Here is a 12,722-nt window from a genome sequence, read left to right as displayed (position 1 = left end):
GCAACAAAACTTTTTACAACTATCTTCACTTTTTAATTCACACTATTATTTTCCACACAAAAATAGGGCACACATCATTAAAATGATGCATGCCCTATCTTTATTTATACATATTTTGTATTTCTTCTTTATTTTTAAGTATTTCCTCAAACTTATCACTACAACCCTTCGGAAATAACACTCCCAGTCCATATGAATGCGCAAATTGAAAATGAGGGTACTTCGCTTTTACCTCATCCCAAAACTTATACACGCCGAAATCACTACTTCTAACTTCAATATCATGAAATAATACAATACCGTTTTTCGCGACTTTCGGTAGCCATGTATTATAATCGTGAGAAACAGCTTCATACGTATGATAGCCATCAATATGCAAAAGATTTATCGTTTCATCTTGAAACCGGTCTACAGCATCATCAAAAGTAGATCGAATTAAATTTCCTATATTAAGGTAGTTATCGCTCACTACTTTCTCTACTATTTGAAAAACCCCTTCTCCATATGGACCTGTATGCCCATCTCCAGCCCAAGTATCTACTGCAAAGCATTTAGTCGATAACCCTCCATCTTTTACTCCCTGGCAAAAACTAAAAAAGGAGGCTCCTAAATGTGTACCTAACTCAACTAAAGTTTCTGGTTTTTCAAATCGTACTAAGTCATATGCAAAATCTAAATGTCCACTCCAAGCAGATTGTGACCGAATAATAGGACTAAATGTTTCAAATTCAAATGATGGTTTATGAGTAACCCAGTTCATCGCATAACTCCTTCTGCACATATTTTTAACAAACCAAATTACTCTTATCTTTATTTTTTTATCGCCTTGATTATGATTCTATTTCATGAAAATATGAAGAATTTATTCTTTTCTATTGAGGTAAAGCATCATATACATATGGATCAGTTGGCTTATTAATTTTCTCGATTTTGTTTACTTTTACAAGTGGAAAGACTGTTCCTTTATATGTCGTTTCATCTAATAATCCTGTTATTTTCACCCATGTTTCTTTTGGAATTTTTTCAATATTTTTCCCGGTAACAATCATCCCCCAGACTGATGCATCCGCAATACAACAAGTTATGCCATATCGAGCCACTACTACTTTATTCCCCGTCACATCTTTATCCTTATATATAAACCCTAAAAATGTAATTTCTTTCCCTTTAAACCAATTAACATTTTGACCAATTACATTCATTGTTTGAACATAGTCCTTATCCTTTACTTGTAGTTTACGCTGTCCTAACATACTTTTTACTACTTGCTCTTCCGTTTTATAAGTCGTTGCTAAATTTGATGTTTCTTCTGGATCAACTGATACTTCTCGCCCATCAAACTTAACCTGTTCCCCCTCTTTTTCGTTCCTTTCTAGACTTCTCGCCTGTACACTTTGATTCATCCCCCTTTTTCCTGCTAAACTTCCATCAATTGTTACACTTCCAAAGAGAAAAGCACTAACTATCGGAACAACAAATAAAACATATACAAAGAAACTTTTTATCCCTGATTTTGATGTTGTATGATGTTTACAACAATTACAATCATGCTGTTTCTCTCTTCCATCTCCCAAAACTTGTACAGTACCAAAAATTAAAATTACTACAAAAGCTATATACGTAAATTTGATCATTTTTGGAGCGATAAAATTATAAATATTCCCTGTTACAAGTAGCTTAAATAAGAGCATTGCTAAACCAATTAAAATAATGCCACGTATATAGCGATGATACGCCTTCTGCTCCTCTTTCTCCATTCTTTCTCACCTCCTATAACATTATGATTTGCACGATGATATACACAGATACAATGACAATTCCTATCAAAAAGAATACAAATCTCTTTTGAAAATACGCAAATAGCATTAACGTATTTTTCATATCAAGCATAGGCCCAAACACAAGAAATGCGAGAAGTGCCTTTACCGAGAAAATATGTCCAAAAGACGCCGCTATAAAAGCATCGGCTGCAGAGCAAATTGATAAAACATAACCAAACCCCATCATAATAACGGGAGCAATTACTTCGTTATGTGCTACTGCATCCAGTACATTCCGATCAAAAAACGTTTGAAATACACTTGCTAAAAAAGCACCAATCAATAAATACTTACCAGTATCAAAAAACTCATCTACAGTGTGATTCATAACATCTTTCCAACTCTTTTTTTTGCTTGTTTGAACTGAAACCTCTACGTCTTTTAAAACATTTCTTGCGCGATAGCAATAATACACAATTAGACCTATGAATAGAGCAACTAGAATTGTTATCCCAAAGCGTGCATATACAACGTAATCATTTTTTTGAAACGCATATACAGTAGATAAAAAAACGACTGGATTCATAATGGGTGCACTCAGTAAAATAACAATGCCTACATGAAGTGGTAACCCCTTTTGAATGAGCCTTCTTACAATTGGTATAATCACACATTCACACATTGGAAAAAGAACTCCCACAAATACTGCTGGAATCATTGCAACAATTGGAGATTTTGGCATTACTTTTTGAATCATATCTTCCGTCACAAACACTTGAATACATGAAGAAACAATGACCCCTAATAAAATAAAAGGTATTGCTTCAAAAATGATACTTAAAAATACCGTATTCACATTCAACCATTCCTGCGGTATATTTTTATGCAAATTTACTAGACTTGTAAAATCTACAAAAAATAATAAAAAGAGAAACATAGCGATAAGAGCTATGCCTACTAATTCTTTTGAAACTCTATTAAAGACCAAGCTTCTCGCCTCCATTTTATTTATATGTAAACATGTGCTTGTCCAAATTCTTCATACTACAGCACAAATTTTATAGTCTATTTCTATTCTTAAATCGTAATCATTATGATTTATTATTGCTTTTCCTTTTCCTATCGTTTAATATACAACGTAATCATTACGATTTAAAGGAGAGATCATTTCATGAAAAAAGTACCTATCACTGTATTAAGTGGTTTTTTAGGATCTGGAAAAACTACCTTACTACATCACATTTTGACTAATAAGAATAACTTAAAAGTAGCTGTTATCGTTAATGATATGAGCGAAGTAAACATTGATGCATCTCTTATAAAAAAGGGTGGTTTTTCACGTACGGAGGAAAAACTAGTAGAGATTCAAAATGGCTGTATTTGTTGTACACTACGAGAAGATTTAATGATAGAAGTGAATCGTCTTGTGGAAAATGGTGATATTGACTATATTATTATTGAATCTTCTGGTATAAGTGAGCCTATTCCAGTTGCTCAAACGTTTACTTATACAGACGAAGTCCTTAACATTGATTTAACGAAAAATTGTCGCCTCGATACGATGGTTACAGTTGTAGATGCAAATAGATTTTGGGATGATTTTGCAGATGGAGAAAGTTTATTAGACCGAAAACAAGCAATCGATGAGAATGATACCCGGGAAGTTATTGATTTATTAATAGATCAAATTGAGTTTGCAAACGTAATTATTCTTAATAAGATAGATTTGCTAGAAAAAGAAGATGTGATAGGGCTTCATCATTTACTAAAAAAATTAAATCCTAATGCAAAAGTTCTTGAATCTTCGTTTAGCAAAGTACCATTACAAGAAATTTTAAACACAAATCTATTTAATTATGAAGAAGCCAGTCAATCGGCCGGCTGGATACAAGAATTAAATAGTGACCATCATACACCGGAAACGGAAGAATACGGTATCAATTCCTTTGTTTACCGCCGCAAATATCCTTTCCATCCCAAGCGCCTTATGAATTGGCTAGAAAAATGGCCTTTAGATGTTGTAAGAGCGAAAGGATTCTTCTGGCTGGCATCTCGTAATAATATGATAGGGCTTCTATCTCAAGCAGGTTCCTCTATTACAATTCAAGGAGCCGGTGAGTGGATAGCGGCATTGCCTGAAACTGAAAGAAATCAAATGATTACAGAAGAACCAGAAGTATTGAAAAACTGGGATAAACAATATGGAGATCGAATAACCGAACTCGTATTTATCGGAATTGATATGAACCGTTCTTTAATTGAACAATCATTAGATAGTTGTCTATTAACAGAGAAAGAAATGAAACAAAACTGGAATACATTTATTGATCCTATCCCGGCTTTTACTTATACTTCATAATAATTAATAAAAGGCTTCAGTAGAATGAAGCCTTTTTACTTTATAGCACTCTTATTTAATAGGTTTGCTTTAATTATAAATACAATTGTACCTAAAACAATTAATATAGCATATACGATACCAACTACCCCCCCTATTTTTTCTAAGCCAAGCGGTAATATTATAGTAGCAACTCCAACTATATAAGAAAATGCTCCTGAAAGCTTCGCTAATTTATTTTTATCTCCAACAAACGTTTCTTCTTGATATCCTGCTAACAAAAACAACCTCTTTTTCACATGTATTTGATACCCTAAAAAAATGATAAGTAACCCAACAAATAAACAAACTAAAAATCCAGCTAACATATCCTCCCCCTCCTCTACAATATTTTACTATACATAAAAAAATAAAATTAGAAATTTCAGTTTATTAACGAGTCATTCTGTGATATATTGCATATTGTATTCAATTTGTATTTTTAGAAAGGAGAATTTTAGATCATATGGATTCAAATCGATTAAAAGGAATTATAATGGTCATAATCGGTGCTTGTTTATGGGGCTTGTCTGGTACAGCTGCACAACAACTTTTTCAATATGACAATGTTTCAACCGAATGGTTAGTTACGATCCGTTTACTTATATCTGGAATTATTTTGCTCATTATTTCCTCATTCGGAACGAGAAAAAAAGAGATATTTGGCATTTGGAAACAAAAATCTGATGCTATTAAAATGATTTTGTTTGGTCTATTCGGTATGCTTGCTGTACAGTATACGTATTTCGCTTCAATTAAAGAAGGAAATGCTGCCGTCGCAACATTATTACAATATTTAGCTCCTATATTCATCACTGTATACTTACTTTTCAAATGGAACGTTCGTCCATCAAAAATTGATTTCATTTCAATTACCCTTTCATTAGTAGGCACTTTTCTCTTACTAACAAACGGGTCTGTTCATAACTTGGCTGTTTCTACACCAGCTATTATTTGGGGGATTTTATCTGGATTATCTCTCGCTTTTTATAGTTTATATTCAAAGGAATTGTTAGAAAAATGGTCTTCTTCCGTTATCGTTGGATGGGGCATGATTATTGGGGGTATTGGTGTAACGATTGTACACTTTATTTCTACAAACGAATTCATTTTATTATCAACTATGAAATATGTAAAACTAAGTACCCTACCGCTCATCACATTTGTCGTCATTTTCGGGACACTTATTGCCTTTTATTTATACTTAGACAGCATACGATACCTGACTCCGAAAGAAACAACATTATTTGGTTGCACAGAACCACTCGCAGCTATTATTTCTTCTGTACTTATATTGCAAGTGCCATTTCAATCTTTTCAGTTATTAGGCGCTTTTTGTGTCATTGTAATGGTGCTCATCTTAAGCCAAAAGCCGGATGAAGGGAAACAAAAATTAAAGCTTGTTCATGCAAAAAAGGAAAATATACAATGAAAGGATTGAATTCACTATGCCTGTCCCTCAAAATTATAAAAAACCAGGAAGAGTTTCAGCAAAATCACTCGTTTTAAATCAACTACAAAATTGGATTATTGAAGGTGTACTGAAGCCCAATGAAAAAATTAATGATGGGGAATTGGCTGAGGCACTAGGAGTAAGCAGAACACCTGTAAGAGAAGCACTTCAAATATTAGAGCTTTCTGGATTAGTGGAAATGGTACCAGGGCAAAAAACGAAAATTGCTCCTATTAAGTTAGACGACGTATCTATCATTTATGAAACGATGGCTGGTCTTCACTCTATTATAGGAAAGCAAGCTCTTCAAAACATTACAAACGCTGATATTCAACTACTTTCTGAAATAAATGAGCATTTTCAGCAATCTATAGAGAAAAAAAACGCAAAACAAGCTTTAGAATTAGATATACAATTCCACAATACAATTTCTTCTATTGCTAAAAACCAATATATTGAACCCTTTCTAGAAAATATGCAACTTCACGTTTTACGTCTTGAATATTTGTTTTTCCAAAACTTTGTTCCAGCAAGTCAATCTATTGAAGAACATCACTCTATCATTCAAGCATTACAGAAGCAGGACGAAAAACAAATGGAACAAATAATGACCCAAAACTGGCTCCGTCCCATGAAAGAAATACAAAAAATAATTTCTACGAAATAAAAAGAGAGCTGGTTACACAAAATCGTAACCAGCTCTCTTTTTACTAATCTATATAGCTACGCCTGAATATTCGCATAATCTTCCATATCTTCGTACTCTTTTTCCAATTCCTCTAAAGACAGCTCGTATAATTGTCGGTCGCGAATCTTAAACACACCTGCTCCAATTAACTCATCAATTAAATGCCTCTTACGATTTTCAACAGCAAAACGGAGTTGACTACTCATCTTTTAAAAAACTCCTTTCTACGATCATTGAAAATGATAATCTCTATCAATTACCACTTTTGATTATAAAAGATGACTCTTTATAAGTAAAGTAATTTCATGAAATATTTACCTTGCAAAGTACTTGTGGCCACATTATATATATGTATGCCGTGCGAAAAATGTTATGACACTTTTTCTTATCCTTTTTCTTTCATACTTTGCAAGTTGTCTCATCATGATTAAATTCACCATCTATTTCTACTTGAATGGTGACATGTTCTACATGAAATTTCTCCTTTAATACATACGTAGCCTCTTTTAATACACTTTGCGTTTCATTACCTTTAATAATAAGATGACATGTTAATACTTGAAAATCTGATGTGACAGACCATATGTGCAAATCATGAACTTCTTTGACAATCGGAATATTTAATAACGTACTTTTTACCTCTTCAACATTTATGTGCTGTGGTGCACCTTCCATTAATATATGAACCGTATCACGTGTTACACGCCATCCACTAATAATGACTAAAATAGACACAAGAATACTAGCAATCGCATCTGCAGCAGTCCATCCGAAAAATTTAATAAGTAACGCAGCAATAATCGCTCCGACGGAACCCAATAGATCGCCTAGTACGTGCAGGAAAGCACTTCTTAAATTCAAATTACCTTTTACATCTCCGCCTCTCATTAATATCCAAGCTGATAAAATATTAATAAGCAGACCAAGGACTGCAATAATGAGCATCCCATTACTAGCAATCTCAACTGGTTCTTTAAAACGACGGATTGCTTCAATAAAAATGTATACCGAAATGACAATAAGAACGACACCGTTACATAATGCTGCTAACATTTCGACTCGCTTATACCCGTATGTTTTCGCAGTTGTTGCTGTTTTTTCTCCGAGTTTAAACGCAAGTAAACTTAAAGCTAAAGATACTGCATCACTTAGCATATGCCCCGCGTCAGATAGTAGTGCTAAGCTATTTGTTACAAATCCACCAACAACTTCTGCAATCATAAAACTTGTTGTTAGTAGGAAGGCAATTAGTAACGCCTTTTTATTTTTTGAATGACCATGATCATGCGAATGTCCCATACTTATACTCCTTTAAGTACAATATCTGTATGTTAGTATGAAACAAACTCCCCATCTTTATCCCGAATTGACTGATTGTAAACGCCCGCTTCCTCTGTATACACACTTCGCTATTTTTTAAACAATCCCTTTTTCTCAAATAAAACAAGACTACTTCTTTTTTATTTTCATATTGTTTACTAATGAAAGAATTTTTAAGGAGGTTACTTAAATGAAACGTTTATTTCTCTGTATGGAACGTGAACTTGTTGTAGTGAAAGAACACAATGATAACTATGAAACGACTTATCACTTACAAAATATGCAACCTACCTGTATCGCTGTTGATCCATTTCAAAAGAATCGTGTATATTGCGGAACATTTGGACGAGGTCTATGGTTCAGTGACGATAGCGGGGATTCATGGAGACCAATTGGAGATTCTTATCGTTACTTTGATTTCCCTAAAGAAGATGGTATTTTGCACTCCTCTATCACTTCCATAACAATAAGCTCAAATGAACAAGTTAACGGATATGGTGTCGTTTATGTCGGCACAGAACCGAGCGCTTTATTTCGCTCTGAAAATGGTGGTGAAACGTGGACTGAACTTAAAAATATGAAATCATTATTATCTTCTTATACGTGGGCATTTCCGCCTAGACCTTTTACCCATCACGTACGCTGGATTACAGTTGACCCAAATAACCCTAATACAATACACGTTTCAATCGAAGCTGGTGCTGTTATTCAAAGTAACGATAAAGGGCATACATGGATTGATAAAAAATTCGGTGCCCCTATCGATGCACATCAATTGCTTATGCACCCTGAAGCACCAAATCGCCTTTATGCATCATGTGGTGACGGATTTATGGGCGGACCTGATCGTGCATATCTTGAAAGTTATAACAATGGAAACAGCTGGATCTCATGTAGTGAAGGACTTGAACATCATTATTTATACAGCATGGCAATTGATCCAGCTGATTGTGATACGATTCTCGTTTCTGCCGCGCCAAGTGCTGATCTCGCTCATCATCGTATCCCTTATGAATCTTATATTTATCGAAAAACGAAAGATACTCCGTTCCAGCAAGTACAACAAGGACTACCATCTGCAATCGGTACAGTCATTTCGATGTTTGCTACAAACAAGGTAGAACCACATACGTTTTACACGTTAAATAACAATGGCGTCTTTCAATCCAATGATAGCGGCGAATCGTGGGAACAACTAAATATTTCGTGGAAAGATGAATATAAAACGCAGCATCCGCATGCATTGCTCGTTACTAGTTCTTAACAAAAAAAAGACTGCCTAAATGATTTTAGGCAGTCTCTCTTTTATTTCTTTAAATCAATGACAATATCATCTAATACAATACCCTTATTGCCTCCCAATCTTCGAGGTACAAAACGCTCCTTTACTTGTCCTTCAACTATTGTTACCGATCCATAATTTTCAGGATTGTGGATTCTTAAATTAACGTGAGGTGTTATTATTAACTTAGTAGCGTTCTCATTAAGTTGTTGGAATGTTTTACTCCAATTAAAATTATAAGAATCTTCACCTGAACCTCCATTTCCTTCTCCATAATACTGATTACCTAAATCATCTCTCACTTCTAAATCGACATCCACTCCATCCCATACACCCCTTATCTTTTGAGATACTTCTTGGTTGTAATATAGAATAAACGAAATTGGTGTTATTTCCATTCTCTCCATATTTACTTTGACACCATCTTTTTCTGTACTACCTCCAATCAATGTCTCTTTATTTTCTATTCCTTTTAGATTAATATTAAAATTCCAATCCCCTTTTATCTCTTCTTCAGTTTCTAAAATGGCTATACTTTGTACATTCCATTCAACATTCACTATAGTTTCTTTACTACCAACTAGATCGCTACTTGTTTTTATTAAACCTGTATATTTTCTATCTGCGACTTTAGTAATTTTATTGCTACCTGATTGGGTACCTGCTCCTTTAATAGTTAAAAAATCCAACGTACTTGGATTTTCGCCAAGATCTCTGTTACTTTCTATAGAATAGTTTATTGATACTGTCTTCCCATCAAAAATGGCATCATTAATCGTTATCTTTATTCCCTTGCTTTCTTTTGTCATATTTAGTATTGTAGTGTATTGTTTATAATTATAATGAGACTCCATTATCTTCCCTGCGTCAGTTTTAGAGTTTTCATATAACCCTGTTCTACCATTATCTAAAAATCGGAATATGTCCCCTACAATTGGCAATCCCCCGGCATATGTAGGAAAACCGATACCAAGAGTTGCAACTGATAATCCTACTAAAATAGATGCAGCAGCGACACCTTTTTTCCAACTTTTCATCTTTTTCTTCGTACGTATCGATTGTTTTACATTTCGTTTTACTTTTTCCTTTTCAATTTCAGAAGCCCCAATTTCTTCTAGTTCTTTTTCATCTATATCAATATCATTTAATAGTTCATAAATGTCTTTCATATTGCACTACCTCCAAAACTAATATTCGTAGCATTTTGTTGTAGTTTCTTTTTCCCCCGGTACACTCGATTATCAATTGCTGCCCGAGTTAATCCTAACTTGTCACCTATTTCCTCTGTCTTCATACCAAGTAAATATTTCATAATGAACACCTTTTGATCTAGCGGTTCTAATTGATTAATGAGCTTCAATAATTCTTCCCTATCTTCCATAACGATTAATTCGTCTTCTGCTGATTTTTCTGTACTAATATAAAACTCATCTGAAATGATTTCTACTGTTTTAGTCGATTTCCGGTAATAATCAATTGCTTTAAACTTCGCAATCGCTGCGATCCACTTTTTAAAATCACTCGGCTCTCCATGAAATTTATTTGCGTTATTCCAAATGGAAAGAAATATATCGTTTATACATTCCTCTATGAGTCCATCATTTTGAATTGGGAGTAGAACTTTATGCGTGATCCCCTTTATGAGTGGTAAGTATGTATCGACAACAAATTCTAACGCGTCTTCTTTTTGCCGCTGTAATCTTTTTATAAAATTTTTCTCATTTGATTTCATGTAGCGATTCCCCTTATTGTTTTGTAAAAGCTTTTACATCCTATATAACGTCTGAGAAAATTTTTTCTCTCATCTTTTTTATTTTTTGTATGTAATGGAATACTTTCCCTTAGCCATTGTCTCATATAACTATGCGTTCAAAGAAAATTTTCTCAAGTCTGTAATTTAATTCATGTAGTACACTATTTATATAGTCATTTTTTAACTTGGTGTACATTTTATTTCGTTAATCTACTATTTTAATTTAGGAGATGAGATGTGTATGTGTGGAATTACAGGTTGGGTAGATTGGAAGGAAGACCTTTCAAATCAACATGTTATTTTAAAAAAGATGGCAAATCGTATTCAGCATCGTGGTCCAGATGCTGAAGGATTTTGGTTTTCACCTCATGCGGCCTTTGCACACCGGCGTTTAATTGTAATTGATCCAGAAGGCGGTACACAGCCGAAGACATTCCGTGCTGGTGATTATACGTATGCTCTTACTTATAATGGAGAAATTTATAATTTCCGTGAACTTAAAGAGCAGCTTCAAAAATGTGGGCATGCATTTGAAACCCATTCAGATACAGAAGTGTTACTACATGCTTATCTAGAATGGAAAGAAGACTGCGTACGACATTTAAACGGAATTTTCGCTTTCGCCTTATGGGATGATCAGAAGCAACAATTATTTTTAGCGCGTGATCATTTAGGTGTAAAACCACTCTTTTACACAGAAAGAAATGACAGCATTATTTTCGGATCTGAAATAAAAGCATTATTAGCGCATCCATCTGTTCCTGCTGAAATTGATGCGGATGGCATAAATGAAATATTTGGATTAGGCTTATTTCGAACTCCTGGATGTGGCGTCTTTAAACATATTCAAGAAGTGCGTGCTGGACATTGTATAACGTTTACACGTCATAAAAAAGTAGTTACGAAGTATTGGAATTTAGAAAGTAAGTTCCATACAGACTCTATAGAAGATACATCTTCGCATATTTTATCTATTTTACAAGATACAGTAAAAAGACAATTAATTGCCGATGTCCCTCTCGTCTGTATGTTATCAGGTGGATTAGACTCTAGCGGGATTACTGCACTTGCGGGTAAAGAATTTGCTGCGGAAAATAAAACACTTCATACGTATTCCGTTGACTTTGTAAATAGTGCAAAAGATTTCGAGCTGACATTTGCTCGCACTGGTTTAGACGCTCCTTGGGTAAAACGCGTTTCTGAACATGTCGGGACAGCGCATCATGATATTATTGTGAATGCTGAAGAATTAGCAAATCACTTATTCGTTCCCCTTCATGCGAAAGATTTACCGAGTGCTGGTGAAATGGAAACTTCACTATATTTACTATTTTGCGAAATGAAAAAAGATGCGACCGTAGCTTTATCCGGTGAATCGGCTGATGAAGTATTCGGTGGATACCCTTGGTTTCATCAAGAAGAATTACTATATGTAGATAAGTTTCCTTGGCTAACAAATTGGAAAAATACATCTCCTCTTCTACTAAATGAAGTAAGTAACCAATGTAATCTAGAAAACTATATTGATACACGATTCCAAGAAGCGATACTTGAAGTACCTACTCTTGAAGGGGAAAGTAAAAAATCCGCGAAACAACGCCAAATGTTTTATTTATTTTTAACAAGATTCCTTCCTTTCTTACTTGACCGTAAAGATCGTATGAGTATGGCTGTTGGATTTGAAGTTCGTGTACCGTTTTGCGATTATAGATTAGTTGAATATTTATGGAATGTTCCTTTCAACATAAAAAGTATTGATAATATTGAAAAAGGCATTTTACGTAGAGCACTACAACCAGCTTTACCTGACGATGTACGTAATAGAAGAAAAAGCGCTTATCCAACTTCACAAGATCCACACTACTTACAAACAATCCGTAATTTAACACTTGATATGTGTAGTAATAAAAACAATCCTATTTTCTCACTTATTAACCATTCCATCTTACTTTCAATTGCTGATCAAAGTAATAAAGAGATTAACAATTTTGAGGCAAGAAGTGCCATGGAGTATATGCTACAAGTAAATGAATGGTTAAAAACATATCATATTCATATTGCTTAACAAAAAGGAGTTCAAGGATAAAAG

Annotated in this window: 13 protein-coding genes; 5 read left to right on the top strand and 8 right to left on the bottom strand. The window is 34.2% G+C overall.

Annotated elements, in window-relative coordinates:
• Positions 1–100: 100 nt before the first annotated feature.
• The 3 genes from DN404_RS21720 to DN404_RS21710 all read right to left on the bottom strand — a co-directional run bounded on the left by DN404_RS21720 (position 101) and on the right by DN404_RS21710 (position 2,763).
• A complete protein-coding gene (locus tag DN404_RS21720) occupies positions 101–760 on the bottom strand; it encodes a class I SAM-dependent methyltransferase (RefSeq protein WP_001104673.1) in 660 nt (219 codons plus the stop codon).
• Between the two features lie 112 nt (positions 761–872).
• Positions 873–1,757, bottom strand: a complete 885-nt coding sequence (locus DN404_RS21715) for a TIGR03943 family putative permease subunit (protein WP_149215449.1) — start codon at positions 1,755–1,757, stop codon at positions 873–875.
• Between the two features lie 13 nt (positions 1,758–1,770).
• On the bottom strand, positions 1,771–2,763 hold the full coding sequence (locus DN404_RS21710; protein WP_179951869.1) for a permease: 993 nt from the start codon (positions 2,761–2,763) through the stop codon (positions 1,771–1,773).
• Between the two features lie 168 nt (positions 2,764–2,931).
• Between DN404_RS21710 and DN404_RS21700 the strand changes: the two genes are divergently transcribed.
• On the top strand, positions 2,932–4,119 hold the full coding sequence (locus DN404_RS21700; RefSeq protein WP_149215447.1) for a GTP-binding protein: 1,188 nt from the start codon (positions 2,932–2,934) through the stop codon (positions 4,117–4,119).
• 35 nt (positions 4,120–4,154) lie between these two features.
• Here the strand turns inward: DN404_RS21700 and DN404_RS21695 are convergent, their stop codons facing one another.
• Positions 4,155–4,466: a DUF3784 domain-containing protein gene (locus DN404_RS21695; protein ID WP_006923259.1), complete on the bottom strand. Its 312-nt coding sequence runs from the start codon at positions 4,464–4,466 to the stop codon at positions 4,155–4,157.
• A 137-nt stretch (positions 4,467–4,603) separates the two neighbouring features.
• Here DN404_RS21695 and DN404_RS21690 point away from each other — a divergent pair, with 137 nt between their 5' ends.
• Complete coding sequence (locus tag DN404_RS21690; RefSeq protein ID WP_006923261.1) at positions 4,604–5,569, top strand: DMT family transporter; 966 nt, start codon at positions 4,604–4,606, stop codon at positions 5,567–5,569.
• Between the two features lie 16 nt (positions 5,570–5,585).
• Complete coding sequence (locus DN404_RS21685; protein ID WP_001987091.1) at positions 5,586–6,257, top strand: GntR family transcriptional regulator; 672 nt, start codon at positions 5,586–5,588, stop codon at positions 6,255–6,257.
• Between the two features lie 56 nt (positions 6,258–6,313).
• Here DN404_RS21685 and fbpA read toward each other — a convergent pair whose 3' ends face one another.
• A complete protein-coding gene (gene fbpA, locus DN404_RS21680) occupies positions 6,314–6,484 on the bottom strand; it encodes a Fur-regulated basic protein FbpA (protein ID WP_000098302.1) in 171 nt (56 codons plus the stop codon).
• A 193-nt stretch (positions 6,485–6,677) separates the two neighbouring features.
• Complete coding sequence (locus tag DN404_RS21675; protein WP_000510035.1) at positions 6,678–7,577, bottom strand: cation diffusion facilitator family transporter; 900 nt, start codon at positions 7,575–7,577, stop codon at positions 6,678–6,680.
• A 211-nt stretch (positions 7,578–7,788) separates the two neighbouring features.
• Between DN404_RS21675 and DN404_RS21670 the strand changes: the two genes are divergently transcribed.
• Positions 7,789–8,862 (top strand): WD40/YVTN/BNR-like repeat-containing protein, encoded by a 1,074-nt coding sequence (locus DN404_RS21670; protein ID WP_049108330.1) that lies wholly within the window; start codon positions 7,789–7,791, stop codon positions 8,860–8,862.
• 41 nt (positions 8,863–8,903) lie between these two features.
• Here the strand turns inward: DN404_RS21670 and DN404_RS21665 are convergent, their stop codons facing one another.
• Both DN404_RS21665 and DN404_RS21660 read right to left on the bottom strand, forming a co-directional pair.
• Positions 8,904–10,049, bottom strand: coding sequence for a DUF4179 domain-containing protein (locus tag DN404_RS21665; protein WP_149215446.1), 1,146 nt, complete (start codon positions 10,047–10,049; stop codon positions 8,904–8,906).
• The gene (locus tag DN404_RS21660; protein WP_016122244.1) at positions 10,046–10,612 is read right to left on the bottom strand and encodes a sigma-70 family RNA polymerase sigma factor; all 567 of its coding nucleotides are present in this window, start codon (positions 10,610–10,612) and stop codon (positions 10,046–10,048) included. The genes DN404_RS21665 and DN404_RS21660 overlap by 4 nt, the downstream gene beginning before the upstream one ends.
• Positions 10,613–10,874: 262 nt before the next feature.
• Between DN404_RS21660 and asnB the strand changes: the two genes are divergently transcribed.
• Positions 10,875–12,698 carry an asparagine synthase (glutamine-hydrolyzing) gene (gene asnB, locus DN404_RS21655; RefSeq protein ID WP_149215445.1) on the top strand — a complete coding sequence of 608 codons (1,824 nt, stop codon included), beginning with the start codon at positions 10,875–10,877 and terminating at the stop codon, positions 12,696–12,698.
• Positions 12,699–12,722: the final 24 nt, after the last annotated feature.

This window comes from Bacillus sp. TE8-1 (genome assembly GCF_008368855.1).
Taxonomy (GTDB): Bacteria; Bacillota; Bacilli; order Bacillales; family Bacillaceae_G; genus Bacillus_A; species Bacillus_A cereus.
Note: the sequence above shows the minus strand (reverse complement) of the source record. Positions and strands in the feature narration are given on the sequence as shown.